The organism is Streptomyces mauvecolor, assembly GCF_039532965.1.
GTDB lineage: Bacteria > Actinomycetota > Actinomycetes > Streptomycetales > Streptomycetaceae > Streptomyces > Streptomyces violascens.
This window is the reverse complement of sequence record NZ_BAAASQ010000016.1, coordinates 53,921-68,603: the sequence shown is the minus strand read 5'-3', so window position 1 is coordinate 68,603 and position 14,683 is coordinate 53,921. Positions and strand designations below refer to the sequence as shown.

Annotated in this window: 15 protein-coding genes; 10 read left to right on the top strand and 5 right to left on the bottom strand. The window is 72.5% G+C overall.

Annotation, left to right across the window (positions count from 1 at the left end; genetic code table 11):
- Window positions 1-152 precede the first annotated feature (152 nt).
- Together ABD346_RS21570 and ABD346_RS21565 are read left to right on the top strand one after the other, a co-directional pair.
- Complete coding sequence (locus ABD346_RS21570; RefSeq protein WP_344376931.1) at window positions 153-1,343, top strand: acyl-CoA dehydrogenase family protein; 1,191 nt, start codon at window positions 153-155, stop codon at window positions 1,341-1,343.
- Entirely contained in the window at window positions 1,340-1,837 is a 498-nt protein-coding gene (locus ABD346_RS21565; RefSeq protein WP_344376930.1) for a nitroreductase family deazaflavin-dependent oxidoreductase, read from the top strand. The genes ABD346_RS21570 and ABD346_RS21565 overlap by 4 nt, the downstream gene beginning before the upstream one ends.
- A gap of 101 nt (window positions 1,838-1,938) precedes the next feature.
- Here the strand turns inward: ABD346_RS21565 and ABD346_RS21560 are convergent, their stop codons facing one another.
- Entirely contained in the window at window positions 1,939-2,586 is a 648-nt protein-coding gene (locus ABD346_RS21560; RefSeq protein ID WP_053731157.1) for a TetR family transcriptional regulator, read from the bottom strand.
- Between the two features lie 414 nt (window positions 2,587-3,000).
- Here ABD346_RS21560 and kbpA point away from each other — a divergent pair, with 414 nt between their 5' ends.
- The 3 genes from kbpA (at window position 3,001) to ABD346_RS21545 (ending at window position 7,246) form a co-directional block, all read left to right on the top strand.
- Window positions 3,001-3,804 carry an AfsK-binding protein KbpA gene (gene kbpA / locus ABD346_RS21555; protein ID WP_344376929.1) on the top strand — a complete coding sequence of 268 codons (804 nt, stop codon included), beginning with the start codon at window positions 3,001-3,003 and terminating at the stop codon, window positions 3,802-3,804.
- A gap of 173 nt (window positions 3,805-3,977) precedes the next feature.
- A complete protein-coding gene (gene afsK / locus ABD346_RS21550; protein ID WP_344376928.1) occupies window positions 3,978-6,320 on the top strand; it encodes a protein serine/threonine kinase AfsK in 2,343 nt (780 codons plus the stop codon).
- 110 nt (window positions 6,321-6,430) lie between these two features.
- Window positions 6,431-7,246: a putative protein N(5)-glutamine methyltransferase gene (locus tag ABD346_RS21545; RefSeq protein WP_344376927.1), complete on the top strand. Its 816-nt coding sequence runs from the start codon at window positions 6,431-6,433 to the stop codon at window positions 7,244-7,246.
- Here ABD346_RS21545 and ABD346_RS21540 read toward each other — a convergent pair.
- Window positions 7,213-7,764 (bottom strand): hypothetical protein, encoded by a 552-nt coding sequence (locus ABD346_RS21540; RefSeq protein ID WP_344376926.1) that lies wholly within the window; start codon window positions 7,762-7,764, stop codon window positions 7,213-7,215. The genes ABD346_RS21545 and ABD346_RS21540 overlap by 34 nt on opposite strands.
- Before the next feature lie 299 nt (window positions 7,765-8,063).
- Here ABD346_RS21540 and ABD346_RS21535 point away from each other — a divergent pair, with 299 nt between their 5' ends.
- Both ABD346_RS21535 and ABD346_RS21530 read left to right on the top strand, forming a co-directional pair.
- Complete coding sequence (locus ABD346_RS21535; RefSeq protein ID WP_344376925.1) at window positions 8,064-9,242, top strand: DNA glycosylase AlkZ-like family protein; 1,179 nt, start codon at window positions 8,064-8,066, stop codon at window positions 9,240-9,242.
- Between the two features lie 96 nt (window positions 9,243-9,338).
- Complete coding sequence (locus ABD346_RS21530; RefSeq protein WP_344376924.1) at window positions 9,339-9,875, top strand: hypothetical protein; 537 nt, start codon at window positions 9,339-9,341, stop codon at window positions 9,873-9,875.
- Between the two features lie 142 nt (window positions 9,876-10,017).
- Here ABD346_RS21530 and ABD346_RS21525 read toward each other — a convergent pair whose 3' ends face one another.
- Genes ABD346_RS21525 through ABD346_RS21515 form a run of 3 tightly spaced genes read right to left on the bottom strand, consistent with a single transcriptional unit; the run spans window position 10,018 to window position 12,371 of the window.
- A complete protein-coding gene (locus ABD346_RS21525) occupies window positions 10,018-10,791 on the bottom strand; it encodes an enoyl-CoA hydratase/isomerase family protein (protein WP_344376923.1) in 774 nt (257 codons plus the stop codon).
- Entirely contained in the window at window positions 10,788-11,219 is a 432-nt protein-coding gene (locus tag ABD346_RS21520) for a Zn-ribbon domain-containing OB-fold protein (protein WP_344376922.1), read from the bottom strand. Before ABD346_RS21520 ends, ABD346_RS21525 begins: the two co-directional genes overlap by 4 nt.
- A gap of 3 nt (window positions 11,220-11,222) precedes the next feature.
- Complete coding sequence (locus ABD346_RS21515) at window positions 11,223-12,371, bottom strand: lipid-transfer protein (RefSeq protein WP_344376920.1); 1,149 nt, start codon at window positions 12,369-12,371, stop codon at window positions 11,223-11,225.
- Between the two features lie 93 nt (window positions 12,372-12,464).
- Between ABD346_RS21515 and ABD346_RS21510 the strand changes: the two genes are divergently transcribed.
- From ABD346_RS21510 to ABD346_RS21500, 3 genes are read left to right on the top strand one after another with little or no spacing between them, the layout of a single operon-like run.
- Complete coding sequence (locus ABD346_RS21510) at window positions 12,465-14,060, top strand: FadD3 family acyl-CoA ligase (RefSeq protein WP_344376919.1); 1,596 nt, start codon at window positions 12,465-12,467, stop codon at window positions 14,058-14,060.
- 33 nt (window positions 14,061-14,093) lie between these two features.
- Window positions 14,094-14,312 (top strand): hypothetical protein, encoded by a 219-nt coding sequence (locus tag ABD346_RS21505; RefSeq protein ID WP_344376918.1) that lies wholly within the window; start codon window positions 14,094-14,096, stop codon window positions 14,310-14,312.
- Window positions 14,309-14,680 (top strand): fic family toxin-antitoxin system, toxin component, encoded by a 372-nt coding sequence (locus ABD346_RS21500; protein WP_344376917.1) that lies wholly within the window; start codon window positions 14,309-14,311, stop codon window positions 14,678-14,680. The genes ABD346_RS21505 and ABD346_RS21500 overlap by 4 nt, the downstream gene beginning before the upstream one ends.
- The last annotated feature ends 3 nt before the right edge of the window (window positions 14,681-14,683 follow it).

Here is a 14,683-nt window from a genome sequence, read left to right as displayed (position 1 = left end):
GGCCCGCAGCTGAAAAGGGGGCCGCCTTTTAACGGCTCATCCGCCCCGCAGGGTCGATCCACCCTGCCCCACCCCTGTGCATCTCCGCCCCCCGCCCCTAACATGACGGCCCGTCAGATCAGAGGCTTCGCCTCTGGGGGAGGAGCTCGACGATGGACGCCGCCTTCACCGCGGAGCAGGACGAGATCCGCCGCACCCTGCACGAACTGCTCGCCAAGCACTGCGGCCCACAGGACGTGAAGAGCGCCGTGCGCACCCCGGTCGGTCACGACACCGCGCTCTGGGGGCGGCTCGCCGCCGAGCTGGGGCTGCCGGGGCTCGCACTGCCCGAGGAGTACGGCGGAGTCGGCTGCACCACCGCCGAACTCGCCCTCGCCTGCGAGGAGACCGGACGCGCCCTGCTGCCGTCCCCCCTCCTCGCCACCGCCGTCCTCGCCGCCCCGCTCATCGCGGCCCTCGGCACCGACGCGCAGAAGTCCGCCCTGCTCCCGCTCATCGCCCGCGGCGAGCGCACCGCCGCCCTCGCCGTGCCCGGCACCAGCCTCGCCCTCGCGCTCGGGCTCACCGGCGCCAACAGCGACGGCGACTGGGCCGGGGGCGGGCGGGCCGGCGGGGTACAGGCCAGGCGGATGCCGGAAGACGGCACCTGGCGGCTGTACGGGGAGGCCGCCCAGGTCCTCGACGGGCACAGCGCGCAGCTCCTGCTCGTCGCCGCGCACACTGGCGGCTTCGCCCGCAGCCGCACCCTGCTGTTCCTCGTGCACGGTGACTCGGACGGGCTTCGGCGCACCCGGCAGACCACCCTCGACGAGACCCGGTCTCAGGCGCGCATCCAACTGCGTGACACAGAAGGCGAGTTGCTGGGCAGCGACGACTCCCTCGACATTCACGCCGCTCTCGCCGCCACCGGGCTCACCGCCGCCGCCTGTCTCGCCGCCGAGGCCGTCGGGGCCGCGGCCGAGGCGCTGGAGCGGACCGTCGCGTATGTCAAGGAGCGGGAGCAGTTCGGGCGGGCCATCGGGTCCTTCCAGGCGGTCAAGCACCGGCTCGCCGACCTGTACGTCCAGGTGCAGGCGGCCAGGTCGGCGGCGTACTACGCGGCCTGGGACCCCGGCGCGGGCGCCCTCGCGCTCGCCCAGGGCCTCGACGCGCTGCGCTCCGCCGCCGCCGAGGCCGTCCAGCTGCACGGCGGCATCGGCTTCACCTGGGAGCACGAGGCGCATCTGTACTTCAAGCGGGCCGCCGCCGACGAGCTGCTCTTCGGGCCCGTGCACCGGCTGCGCGGCCACGCCGCCGACCGGGCCGGACTGTTCGGCCCCGCCCCGGCCGAGGCAACGGCATGAGCCCCGCCCCCACCCGGACCGCACCCGGGGTGCGGCTCATGCAGAAGGTGTCCTCCACCCGCACCTTCGCGAGGATCGCCCCGCACGTCATCCCCGCGATGGACCGCGCCGTACACCGCCTGACCCGCGGCAGGGTGATCCTCAGCGCGCAGATGCTGCCCGGTGTCATCCTGACCGCGCGCGGCGCCAAGTCCGGGCTCCCGCGCACCACTCCGCTCGCCTGCATGCCCGAGGAGGGCAGCGGTACGTGGATCCTCATCGGGTCCAACTTCGGGCGGGACGGACACCCCGCGTGGACCGGAAACCTGCTCGCCCACCCGGACGCGGAGATCAGCTGGAAGGGCCGGGACATCGCGGTGCGAGCCCGGCTGCTTCGGGGGGAGGAGCGGGCCGTGGCCTGGCGGGCCGCCCTCGACTTCTGGCCTCCGTACGCCACTTACCAGTCACGGATCGAGCGGGAGATCCGGCTCTTCCGTCTGGAGCGAAGGGACTAACGCAGGGCCGGCATACGGGAACGCCGACGGCGGTCGCCCCGCGTGGGGGTGAACCGCCGTCGGCGCGACAGGACTTGGGGTATCTGCCGAGGTGCCTACGGCTACTTCGTGGGCTTCTTGCCCGTAATGCCCAGGTGGACCAACAGCGCCAGGTTGGGCTTGAGTTCGGTCTGCTTGACGCCCCAGGTCTGGAAGCCTTTCTGGTGCGAGGCGACCGACGCCAGCATCGCGACGAGCGAGCCCGCCATCGCCGCGGGGCTCACGTCCTTGTCGACCTTGCCCTTGGACTGGAGCTCGGTGACCGCGTCCGTAAGGGAGTTGGTGACCGAGTTCAGGATCTTCATGCGGATCTTGTAGAAGCGTTTGTCGCCCTCGGCGGCGCCCAGGTCGACGACCCGCAGGATCGCGTCGTTCTTGCGCCAGAAGTCGAGGAAGCCCTCGACGAGCTCCTCCGCGGTCTGCCAGCCGGCCCGCCCGACCCAGGAGCGGCCCTCGACCAGAGTGGTCAACCCGGCGCCCTCCTTGGCCATTTCCTCGGCGATCTCCAGGACGGCGCCCTCGACGTCGGGGAAGTACTGGTAGAAGGTCGCGGGTGAAGTGCCCGCCTTCCGGGCCACGTCGATGACTTTTACGTCCCGGTACGGCGAGGAGCTGAGCATCTCACTGAGGCAGTCGAGCAGCTTCTGCCGTGTCGCCTGGCCGCGTCGGCCGGCCACGCGGCCGTCGACGGTGCGTACTTGTCCTGTCATGCCGTCAGCTTACCGAGGGGTGATCGGAGCGCGATTCGGCCGAGTGCAAATGGGGGCCCGGGGGCGGTGCATCCCGTCGGGCGGGGGGAACCGGCCGCCCCGGTGGCCGTCCGCGGGGGCGGTCCCCGCGCCGCGGGCCGGTGTCGCTGCCGATCGCCGTCCGCCTCACCGGTCGTCGACTTTCGGCCGCCCGCCTTCTCGGCGCCTCCGTCCCGTCGGGCCACTCGAATGGTGTTATCAACACCCTGTGGACAACTTTGGTGGACAAGCCGTGCGGCGCTTGGCCCGCCGCCCCGCCGCGCAGGGAAATCTGGCCATATGTTCGAATTGTGCCAGCGCATCGGACGTGATGGGTCGTTAGTTTGACCCCGATACGGCCCCACGACGGGGGCACCTCAGGAAGGAATCAGGCGCATGGGCGGATATCCGGAAGGCGCGCCGTGCTGGGCCGACGCCTCGCTGTCCGATCTGGCGGCCGGGAAGCGGTTCTACGGGGAGCTCCTCGGGTGGACCTTCGACGAGGACACCGAGGGGGCGGCCGACGTGATGCGGGGCGGTTACGCCGGCGCCTTCAAGGACGGAAAGCGCGTCGCGGCCCTCCGGTCCAAGCGGGACGGCCGTATGCCGACCTCCTGGACCGTCTACCTCGCCAGCCCCGACGTCCACGCGCTCGCCGCCCGCATCCGCGAAGCAGGCGGCCAAATGATCACCGAGCCGCTTCCGGTCCCGCCGCACGGCACGATGGCCCTCGCCGCGGACCCGGGCGGCGCCGTCTTCGGCCTGTGGCAGGGCGACCGGCACACCGGCTTCGAGCTGACCCGCAAGCCCGGCTCGTTCTGCTGGACCGAGGTGTACACCCGCGACAAGGACCAGGCCGACGCGTTCTACGAGTCCGTCTTCGGCTACGAGGGCGGCGACCCGGGCAGCCCCGACGAGATCGGCGCCGACTTCCGCACCTGGTCGCTGCCCGGCGCCGAGCCGGGACCCGACAACGCGATCGGCGGCCGCAGCCTGATGTCCGACGCCTTCCCCGCCGCCCTGCCCGACCACTTCCTCGTCTACTTCAGCGTCGAGGACTGCGACGCGGTCGCCGCCGCCTGCACCCGTCTGGGCGGCCGGGTCACCGCCGAGCCCTTCGACATTCCGTACGGGCGGATGGCGGTCCTCAACGACAACCAGGGCGCCGCCTTCGCCGTTCTGCAGGGCTCAGGCACGTAAAGCACGAGTGGAGCACGCACGCCACGTCCGGGGTGTCCCGGATCGGGGGGAGACATCCCGGTCTCGACCCGGGTTGGCCACCGGCCACCTCCGGCAGGGAGAATCGGGGTGCCGCGTGAGACGCTGCACGGGGCCGAATTCATGCACGGCCCGTACGGGGAGGTGGCAGGCAAGTGGAGCAGCTGACGCAGCACGACCCGAGGCGGATCGGCCCCTTCGAGGTGCTGGGACGGCTCGGTGCCGGCGGCATGGGGCTGGTCTATCTGGCGCGCTCGGCCTCCGGCCGCCGCGTGGCCATCAAAACGGTGCGCACCGAGCTCGCCGAGGACCAGCTCTTCCGGGTCCGCTTCACCCGTGAGGTGGAGGCGGCCCGCGCGGTCAGCGGCTTCTACACCGCCGCCGTCGTCGACGCCGACCCGCGCGCCCCCGTGCCGTGGCTGGCCACCGCCTACGTGCCGGCGCCCTCCCTCGAAGAAATAGTGAATGAGTGCGGGCCGCTCCCGGCCCAGGCGGTGCGCTGGCTCGCGGCCGGCATCGCGGAGGCCCTGCAGTCCATCCACGGTGCGGGCCTGGTCCACCGCGACCTGAAGCCGTCGAACGTCCTGGTCGTCGAGGACGGACCCCGCGTGATCGACTTCGGCATCGCGTCCGGGGTCTCCAACACGCGCCTGACCATGACGAACGTGGCCGTGGGCACGCCCGCCTACATGTCGCCCGAGCAGGCCAAGGACTCCCGCAGCGTCACGGGCGCCTCCGACGTCTTCTCGCTCGGTTCGACCCTCGTCTTCGCGGCGACCGGACATGCGCCCTTCCACGGCGCGAACCCGGTCGAGACCGTGTTCATGCTGCTGCGCGAGGGCCCGGACATCACCGGCCTGCCGGACGAGCTGCGCCCCCTCATCGAGTCCTGCATGCAGATGGAGCACCCGAACCGCCCCTCGCCCGAGGACCTCCAGGCCCAGCTCGCGCCCCACCTCTTCGCCTCGGGCTCGGACGACAGCGGCACGGCGTCGGCCTGGCTGCCGCCCCGCTCCGTCGCCATGATCGAGCAGCGCAGGGGCGGCGGCCGCATGCAGCTCGCCCCGCCCGCCGACCCCTCGCCGAGCTCCGCCGTGCACTCCGGCCGGCCGGCCCCGCCCCGCCCGGTGGAGCCCCCGTACGCGGGCGGGCACGGCGGCTCGGCCGTCACCTACCCGCCCGTCCACGCCGACGACCCGGTCCGCCTGCCCGGCGCCAAGGTGCCGATCGGCCCCGGGCCGCGGGCCGCCGACGCGTCCCGCGTCGCCGTCGACGCGGGGCCCGCCACCGGCTGGGTGCGCAGGCCCGGCGCCAACGGCGCGCAGGCCGGCCCGGTGCCGCCGCCCGCTCATCCTCCCGAGGCCCCCGGGCGCTGGCGCCCCTGGCGTTTTCGCATGTCGAACGATGTGTGGGGCACCCCGGCCGTCGCCGGCGACCTGCTGTACGTGACCTCTTTCGAGGTACACGCCCTGGACGTGGGCACCGGCCGCCGCCAGTTCAAGACGCGCGACGTCGCCTGGGCGATGGCTGTCGAGGCCGGCCGCATCCACGCCTCCGACGGGCCCACCCTGTACGCCCTGGACGCGGCCGACGGCGGCGAGCTGTGGCGCCTTCCGGCGGACGCCTGGGTGTACTCCCTGAAGGCCGACCGCGGCACCGTCGTCACCGGCACCCGCGGCGGCGGCGTACAGGCCTGGGAGGCCGCGAACGGCGAAAAGCTGTGGGAGACCTCCGGTGCCCAGACCGACTTCGAGACCCCCGAGGCCGGGCCCGCCATCCACGACGGCACGGTGTACGTCTGGCAGGACGCCCGGCTGCGCGCCCTGGACGCCCGCACCGGCGTCGAGCGCTGGTCGTATCCGGTGGGCGACGCGGCCTCCTGCGGCGGCGTCCCGGTCCGGGTCGCGCCCGCGCAGGACGGCTACGTCTACGTCTCGGCGGGCACCCGCGTCCTGGCGATCGACATCGCCTCCGGGCACGTCCGCTGGCACTTCGAGGCCCCCGCGGTCTTCCTGTGCCCGCCGACGTTCGCGCCGGGTCCCGCGGTGGCGGGCGGCGGCGTGTACCTCGCCGACTACCTCGGCACCGTGTACGCCCTGGACGCCTCGACCGGCAAGGACCGCTGGCGCATCGCCACCGAGTCCCGCCAGTCCGTCGAGCCGGTCCTGGTCGCCGACGGCAACATCCACGTGGGCAGCGGCAACGCGCTGTACACCCTGGACGCGGTCACCTCGACCCCCAAGTGGCGCTTCGCGGCGGGCGGCGAGGTCGTGGGCACACCCGTGGTGGCCGACGGCCGCATCCACTTCGGCTCGGCCGACCACTGCCTGTACACGCTGGACGCGGCGGGGGGCCAGCTCCGGTGGAAGCTGGCCACGGGTGGGGAGATCACCGGGTCCCCTGTCGTGCGCGGCGGGGTGGTCTACGCGTGCAGCAAGGACAGGTGCGTGTACGCGCTTGACGCGGTGAAGGGGACGGCCACTTCTGGATCCCGCTAGGCGCGGGGGCGCCGCTGATTGTGTCCGCGGGCCCGTCGTCGCTGATCGCGCAGTTCCCCGCGCCCCTCGAAGGGGGCGCCTGGTGCCGTACTCGAAAGGTTCGTCCCCGTATGCCAGTTGAGCCCTTTTCGCCTTCCGAGGTTGTCGGTCGACTTCGTGGCGCCGGGTGCGTATTCGCCGAGGACGAGGCGGAGTTGATACTTGCCGCTGCTGAAGGCCCGGCCGAAGTCGCCGCGATGGTGGAGCGCAGGGTTTCCGGGTTGCCGCTTGAGCATGTGGTGGGGTGGGCCGAGTTCTGTGGGCTCAAGGTGGCTGTCGATACCGGGGTTTTCGTGCCGCGCCGGCGTACGGAATTCCTGGTCCAGCAGGCGCTCGCGGCCGCCGGCACGGCCCGCCCGCTCGTGATCGTGGACCTGTGCTGTGGTTCGGGGGCGCTGGGGGCCGCGCTGGCTTCGGCGCTGCCGGGGGCGGAGTTGCACGCTGCCGACATCGAGCCGGCGGCCGTGGCCTGTGCCCGGCGCAACGTGGCCGCGCTGGGGGGCCGGGTCTACGAGGGCGATCTCTTCGCGCCGCTGCCGCCCGGGCTGCGCGGCCGCGTCGACCTCCTGACGGCGAACGTTCCGTACGTCCCCACGGACGAGGTCGGCCTGCTGCCGCCGGAGGCCCGCGACCACGAGCCGCTGGTGGCCCTGGACGGAGGTTCGGACGGGCTCGACATCATGCGCCGGGTGGCCCTCGCGGCGCCGGACTGGCTGGCCCCGGGAGGAACGCTCTTCGTGGAGACCAGCGAGCGGCAGGCGCCGGGTGCGCTGGCGGCGATGTCGGCGGGGGGCCTGCGGGCCGGGCTCGCCACCTCGGAGGAGCTGTACGCACATGTGGTGACGGGGGTACGTCAGGCGCGGGGCGGGCCGGGTGGGGGCTCGTAGGGCGGCTGCTGGTCCGGGGGCAGCGCGTGCCGGGGCTCGTACGGAGCCTCGTACGGGGTGTCCGGTGCGGGTACGTCGGAGCGGGGCCCCGGCTCCGGCCCGGCCGCGCGGCGCCCCGACATCAGGCCCGCCGCGAGCAGCAGGGCCAGCCCGCCGCCCAGGGCCATCGCGACGCCCTGGCCGAGGCCGTTGCCGGAGGAGTCGACGCTCAGGCTTCCGGTGACCTGCCCCTGCCGCACCATCCACAGGATGGCGAACCCGAGCGTGATCAGCCCGGCGACGGCGACGAGGACGCGGGAGCGCAGCACCAGGCCGACCAGGGTGACGAGTGCCGCGAAGGCGAAGGGGAGCAGGATGGAGCCGGCCACCTGCGCCTTGGTGGCGGAGATGCCCGAGAAGAGGTCGTCGATGCGGTAGGTGCTGCCGTGACGGCCGTCGTACCAGGCACGGAAGGGGCTCCAGACGGCGGCCGTCGCTCCGGCGAGAGCGAGGATCGAGCCGAGGACGTTGCGGACCATCGGCGGCCCTCCCCTCCTTGAGGCGGCTCTCGCTGCCGACGCTACGCCGGGCGAGACCGCGCCGCTACCCGGGAGGTTCGGTGCGGCCTTCCCTCCCGGCGTGGGACGGTGCGCGCCGCCCGCGCAGTTCCCCGCGCCCCTGCAGGGCACCCGGCGACGAGTGCCCTTGAAGCGCGAACGGGGCTGGGGCGGGGTCCAGGAGAACCGGCCTCGCCCTTTCCCCCCACCCCCGGCGGGTGGGGGAGGGGCGCCTCCGGGGGCTGGGGCGGAGACCCAGGGTTCGCGCGATACTGGCCGGCATGACCGAGGCGAGGACAGACACGACGCTCCGCGCCTGGTGGGCGCACCGCCAGGGGCTCGACGGGCCCCTGGAGGGCCACAGCCCCGCCGAGACGCTGACCCGCACCGGCTGGGCCCGCTCGGTAGGCGGCTCGGCCCCCTACCTGGGCCTGTACGCCCGCTGCGGCGCGACCCGCGACACCGTCGACAAGGCAGTCGCCACCCTCGACATCCACGAGCTCCCCTCCGCCCGCGGCTGCACATACGTCCTGCCCGCCCAGGACTTCGCCCTCGGCCTCACGCTCGCGGCCGGCCCCCCGGAGGCCGAGATCCGGGCCGCCGCCAAGCACCTCGGGGTGACCGCCGGGGAGGTCGACGAGCTGTGTGCGGCGGTGACCGGCGCCCTCGGCGACACCCCGCTCGCCCCGGCCGCGATCAAGACCGCCCTCGGCGGCGCCGTACGGAACCTCGGGGACGCGGGCAGGAAGCGCGGCCTCACCACCCCGCTGCCGCTCGCGCTCGGCCGGCTGCAGGCGAGCGGCGCGATCCGGCGGGTGCCGGTCAACGGCCGCCTCGACCAGCAGCGCTACGGCTACGTCCGCTGGGGCCTCGACCTCGGGGAGTGGACCAAGGAGCGCGCCGCCGCCGAGCTCGCCCGGCGCTACTTCGACTGGGCCGCCCCCGCCTCCCTCCAGCACTTCCGCTGGTTCAGCGGCTTCACCGCGGCCGCCGCGAAGGCCGCCGTCGCGGACCTGGACCTCGTGCCGCTCGCCGATGGCAGCGAGCTGCTGCTGCCCGCTGCGCTGCGGGCGGAGTTCGAGGCGTACGAGGCCCCGAAGGAGCCCCGGTACGCGCTGCTCGCCGGGATCGACGGCATGCATCTGCTGCACCGCGACCTGCCCCGCGTGCTCGATGCGGCGGACGGCGAGCGGGTCTTCCTCAAGAAAGCACTGAGCGCACAGCCCGACCTGCCCGCGCACATGATCGTCGACCGGGGCCGGATCGCCGGGCTGTGGGAGTACGACGTGGAGAGCGCGGAGATCGTGTGGCAGGCGTTCGGCAGGCCGGATGCGGCGCTGCGCGCCGAAGTCGACCGGGTCGCGGCATTTGTCCGTGACGAGCTGGGTGATGCGCGGGGATTCAGCCTGGATTCGCCCAAGAGCCGGGCCCCGCGGATCGCCGAACTCCGCGCCGGATAGCGACGCTTGACCGCCCCGGAGGGTTGGTCAACCGCTGTTAAATTGTCGGCCGGTCTTCGGAGGGGGGCGACGGTGGTACGTCGCGGAATGAAATGCGTGGCCATTGCGGCAGGCCTGGGGCTCGCGCTGACCGGGTTCTCCAGCCACGGCAGCCACGGCAAGAGCCACAGCTCCGGTGGCGGCTGCTCCAACTCCCACAAGAGCAACGGGAGTTCGAGCGGTGGGACCTCGGACGACAGCAGTAGCGGTAGCGGCAGTAGCACTAGTGGCGGAGGCGGCAGCTACAACGGCAACCGCTACGACAGCAACAACACCACGGGCAGCACGACCAGTGGCTCGACGTCGAGCGGCAACCGCACGGCCACCGCCACCACGTACGTCGTCACCTGCGCCTCGGCGGCGAAGGGCGAGACCGACTCCACGATCAAGGTCAGCACCGGATCGGGCGGCTCCGGCAGGCGCAGCTACCAGGTGCGGGTCATGTTCTACGACAAGGCCGGCGCCGTCGTCGACCGGGGCACCGCCTCGGTGTCCCTGGGTCCCAACGCCAGCAGCACCGTCACGGTGCCGATGAGCAACCCGGCCTTGCTGGCCCGAGTGGACCTCTGCGGCTCCGAGGCGACGGCCGGCTGAGCCTCGCCCAGGTCGCGGGGCTGTGCCATCGTGCGGCCCCACCGCGATGGCTGTCCCCCCGTTCGAGCGAAGCCGAGAACTTGGGGGAGCGACCGGGCCCCCACCGAATCGCAGGGAACGTACTCCCGCCCCGCGGACCCCGTCACCGCACCCGGAACTCCCCCGACCGCCGAGCGGCAAACAGCTCCGCCTGTCGCGAGGCCGGCGCGTTGCCCAGCGCCACGAACCCCGGGGCCCGGGCATGGGCCGTGGCCAGCGTCGCCTCCTTCGCGGCCCAGAGCGACCGCACCGTCCCCTGCACCGCCTCCGTGGGGAACGAGGCGATCGTCTCGGCGCACCGGGTCGCCGCCCCCAAATCGCCACCCTGCTGGGCCACTTCGCTGACGAAGCCGATCTCGTACGCCCGGCGCGCCGACATCCGCTCGGCCGTCCCCATGAGCGCGAGCCGGGCCGCCTCCCCGTGCGGCATGCGCAGCGCGAGGTACATCGACTCGTACGCGCTGACCATCCCGTACGTCGTGTGCGGGTCGAAGAACGTCGCGTCCTCGGCAGCGATCACGAAGTCCGCCTCGCCGAGCAGGTAGAACGCCCCGCCGCAGGCCATCCCGCGCACGGCGGCGATCACCGGCTTCCACAGGTCGTTCGCCTTCGGGCCGATCGCGATCAGCGGATCGTCGGTCGAGTACGGGGACGAGGGCTGCGGCACCTCGGCCGAGCGGTCGATGCCGGTGCAGAAGGCCCGCTCCCCGGAGCCCGTCAGCACGACCGCCCGCACCGCGTCGTCGAACCTCAACTCCCGCCATGTCGAGCGGAGTTGGCCGACCATCTCCAGATCCACCGCGTTCAGGCGATCCGGCCGGTTCAGGGTGACGACCGCGACGCCCGTCTCCTTGTCGCGGTCCACCAGGACGCTCATGCGCGCTCCAGGAGCCAGCGCGGCACGGTCATCCCGTCGACCTCGGCGAACGCGACCTGCACGCGGGCGCCGATCCTCAGCCGGGCCGGGTCGACCGAGTCGAGCGCGGCGCCCGGCTCGGCGACCACATTGCCGACGAGCCGGATCAGCGGATCCTCGGCGAGCTCGACGATCACCGCGTTGTACGGGGCCTGCGCCGCGTAGTCGGGGAGCAGCGGGGGATGGGGGAAGACGTACGACCATATGCGGCCGCGGCCCGAGACCCGGCGCCACTCGCTGTCGAAGGACTGGCAGTGCGGGCAGCAGGGGCGGGGCGGGAAGCGGAGCCGGCCGCAGTCGGGGGCGGCGCAGGCCTGGACGCGGAGTTCGCCCCGGGCCGCGTACTCCCAGAAGGGGGCGCCGTCCGGATCGACAACAGGGGTCAGCATCTCTCAACTCCTCAGCAGAATGGCGGAGGTGGGGACTCCCTCGCCCGCGGTGACCAGGCAGGTGGCGGCGTCCGGGACCTGGGCGGTGCTGTGGCCGCGCAGTTGTTTGACGCCCTCGTTGATGAGGTTGAAGCCGTGTACGTAGGCCTCCGACAGGCCTCCGCCGCCGGTGTTGATGGGCAGGCGGCCGCCGATCTCCAGCGCGCCGCCCTCGGTGAAGGCGGCGCCTTCGCCGCGCCCGCAGAAGCCGTAGCCCTCCAGGGAGAGCGGGATGAGCGGGGTGAACGCGTCGTAGATCTGGGCCACGTCGACGTCGTCGGGGCCGAAGTCGGCCTGCTTCCACAGGTGCCGGGCGGCGGTCCAGGCGGGGCCGGTCAGCGGGTCGTCGTTCCAGTAGTTGACCATGCCGTGGTGCTGGGCGGGCAGGCCCTGGGCGGCGGAGTGCACGTACACGGGCTTGTGCCGGCAGTCGCGGGCGCGCTCGGCGGAGACGACGACACACGCCAACGCGCCGTCCGTCTCAAGGCAGTTGTCGAAGAGGCAGAGCGGCTCGCTGATCCAGCGGGACGTCATGTACATCTCCCGGGTCAGCGGGCGCTCATACATGATCGCGGCAGGGTTCTGGTTGGCGCGGTTGCGGCAGGCGAGGGCGACGTTGAAGAGGTGGTCGCGGGTGGCGCCGTGCTCGTGCAGATAGCGGCGGGCCAGCATGCCGATCTCGTCGGCGGGCCGCAGGAGCCCGAACGGGCGGGTCCACTGGGCCGGGGTGGGCAGTTGAACTGCCGTGTTCTTCCAGGGCCTTGGGCCGCTGCCCCGTTTCCGGGACCGCCAGGCGACCCCGACATTCGCCTGCCCGGTGGCGATCGCGGCAGCCAGGTGCCCGACGGTGGCGCAGGAGCCGCCGCCCCCGTAGCCGATCTTGCTGAAGAAGGTCACGTCGCCCGCGCCGATGGACTTGGCGACCTCGACCTCGTCCGTCTCCTCCATCGTGTACGAGGCGAACGCGTCCACCTCGGCGGGGCTGATGCCCGCGTCGTCGAGCGCCGCGACGATCGCCCGGCACGCCAACTCCTTCTCGGACTCGGGCAGTTGCTTGGCGAAGGGCGTCTGCCCGATCCCGACTATGGCTGTCGCGTCCTTCAGGGTGGCCATGGCCCCACCTCCACGAGCGTCACCAGTACTGACAGCGGAGGAGGCTACAGCTAATCTGACGGTTAGTCAGCTACCGGGAAGGGCGGGGCCTCGATGCGCGGAGACCTGGAGTGGGGCACGATCGCGAAGCTGGTACGCGGCGCGGCCGTCCGGTACGGCGAGCGCGAGGCGGTCGTCGACGGCCGGAGCCGCATCTCGTACGCGGAGCTGGGCGAGCGGGTCGAGCGCGCGGCCGCCGCGTGCATGGCGGCCGGCGTCGAGCCCGGCGACCGGGTCGCGGTCTGGGCACCCAACACCGCGGACTGGATCGTCTCGGCGCTCGGCGCGGTGACGGCGGGCGCGGTGCTCGTGCCGCTGAACACGCGCTTCAAGGGCGCGGAAGCGGCGTACGTCCTCGAAAGCAGCCGCGCGAAGCTGCTGTTCGTGACCGGCACGTTCCTGGGCACCTCCTACGTCGCCTCGCTGCGCCGCGCGACCGCCGAGGGCTCCGGTTCGGGCCCGCTGCCCTCGCTCCCGCACCTGGAGCAGGTGGTGGTGCTCTCGGACGACGCACCCGACAACTTCCGTACGTGGAAGGACTTCCTGGCGGGCGGGGAGGGGGTGTCGGGCGCGGAGGTGGCGGCCCGGGCGGACGGCATCGAGCCGGAGAGCCCCTCCGACATCATCTACACCTCGGGCACCACCGGACGCCCCAAGGGCGCGGTGATCACCCACGCCCAGACCCTGCGCGGCTATGCGATCTGGTCGGACCTCGCGGGCCTGCGCGAGGGCGACCGGTACTTGATCGTGAACCCGTTCTTCCACACCTTCGGCTACAAGGCGGGCATCATCGCGTGCCTGATGCGGGGCGCGACGATGGTGCCGCAGCCCGTGTTCAACATCGACACCGCGCTCGCGAACATCGCCGCCGAACGCATCTCGGTCCTGCCCGGCCCGCCGACCCTGCACCAGTCGCTCCTGGACCACCCGGCCCGCGACCAGCACGACCTGAGCGCGCTCAGGCTGGTGGTGACGGGGGCCGCGGTCGTCCCGCTGCGCCTGGTCGAACGGCTGCGGGCCGAGCTGGGCGTGGGCACCGTCCTGACCGCGTACGGCCTGTCCGAGGCGAGCGGCATCGTCACGATGTGCCGCCGCGGCGACCCGGCTCAGGCCATCGCCTCGACCTCGGGCCGTGCGATACCGGGCACGGAGGTGAGGGTCTGTGCCGAGCCGGGCGAGCCGGGCGAGGTCCTGGTGCGCGGCTTCAACGTCATGCGGGGCTACTACGAGGACGAGCCGGAGACGGCGCGGGCGATCGACGCGGAGGGCTGGCTGCACACCGGCGACGTCGGCGTCCTGGACGAGGCGGGCAACCTCCGCATCACCGACCGGATCAAGGACATGTTCATCGTCGGCGGCTTCAACGCCTACCCCGCGGAGATCGAGCAACTCCTCGGCCTGCACCCGGAGGTGGCCGACGTGGCGGTGATCGGCATCCCGGACGCGCGCCTGGGCGAAGTGGGCAAGGCGTACGTGGTCCGCCGCCCCGGCTCCCCCCTGACGGCGGACGACCTGATCGCCTGGTCCCGCCGCGAGATGGCGAACTACAAGGTGCCGAGGGAGGTGGAGTTCTTGGCCGAGCTCCCGCGTAACGCGAGCGGGAAGGTGGTGAAGGGGGAGCTGCGCTCCTCGCCTGATACCAGGAGCTAGCCGATGCCTGGTATCAACTGATACCGTCGCTGTATGGCCAAGACTCAGATCAATATTCGCATGGACGACGAGACGGCCGAGATGGCCCGGCAGGCGGCGGCGACCCGGCGCATAGCGGTCAACGAGTACGTCGAGCAGCTGATCCGGAACGACAACGAGCACCTGCGTGAGAAGTTCATGGAAGGTGCCCGGCACGTCCTTGAGGAGTACGGCGACCTGATCGACGAGATCAGCGGGGAGCGGCGCACGTGAACCTTTCCGTCGACCTCGCCTGGATCCTGGAACTCGCGCGCGAGACCGGCCAGGACGATCCCGCCGTCGAGGACTACGGAGTGGCGCTCGCGGCGGTGGAGCGCCACAGAGCGGTGCTCATGGGCCACAACGTGTACCACGGGACCTTCGCCAGAGCGGCCGCCCTGACCCACACGCTGGGCCGCTTGCAGTGGCTGGAGCGCTCCAACATGAACGTCGCCGTAGCCGTGGCCCACGGCTATCTGCTGGCCTCCGGAGTGGACGTCAAACTGGACGGGGCCAGGGTGCGGGCGCTCGTGACGGAGCTGATGAAGGACACCTGCACGGCCCACAGCGTGGCCGCGGTCCTCAAAACATGGGCCGTCTGAGTC

Excerpts from the sequence above, each read along its gene's own strand:
- ABD346_RS21570 (WP_344376931.1), top strand. The coding sequence starts at position 153 with ATGGACGCCGCCTTCACCGCGGAGCAGGACGAGATCCGCCGCACCCTG.
- ABD346_RS21565 (WP_344376930.1), top strand. The coding sequence starts at position 1,340 with ATGAGCCCCGCCCCCACCCGGACCGCACCCGGGGTGCGGCTCATGCAG.
- ABD346_RS21560 (WP_053731157.1), bottom strand. The coding sequence starts at position 2,586 with ATGACAGGACAAGTACGCACCGTCGACGGCCGCGTGGCCGGCCGACGC.
- kbpA (WP_344376929.1), top strand. The coding sequence starts at position 3,001 with ATGGGCGGATATCCGGAAGGCGCGCCGTGCTGGGCCGACGCCTCGCTG.
- ABD346_RS21545 (WP_344376927.1), top strand. The coding sequence starts at position 6,431 with ATGCCAGTTGAGCCCTTTTCGCCTTCCGAGGTTGTCGGTCGACTTCGT.
- ABD346_RS21540 (WP_344376926.1), bottom strand. The coding sequence starts at position 7,764 with ATGGTCCGCAACGTCCTCGGCTCGATCCTCGCTCTCGCCGGAGCGACG.
- ABD346_RS21535 (WP_344376925.1), top strand. The coding sequence starts at position 8,064 with ATGACCGAGGCGAGGACAGACACGACGCTCCGCGCCTGGTGGGCGCAC.
- ABD346_RS21525 (WP_344376923.1), bottom strand. The coding sequence starts at position 10,791 with ATGAGCGTCCTGGTGGACCGCGACAAGGAGACGGGCGTCGCGGTCGTC.
- ABD346_RS21520 (WP_344376922.1), bottom strand. The coding sequence starts at position 11,219 with ATGCTGACCCCTGTTGTCGATCCGGACGGCGCCCCCTTCTGGGAGTAC.
- ABD346_RS21515 (WP_344376920.1), bottom strand. The coding sequence starts at position 12,371 with ATGGCCACCCTGAAGGACGCGACAGCCATAGTCGGGATCGGGCAGACG.
- ABD346_RS21510 (WP_344376919.1), top strand. The coding sequence starts at position 12,465 with ATGCGCGGAGACCTGGAGTGGGGCACGATCGCGAAGCTGGTACGCGGC.
- ABD346_RS21505 (WP_344376918.1), top strand. The coding sequence starts at position 14,094 with ATGGCCAAGACTCAGATCAATATTCGCATGGACGACGAGACGGCCGAG.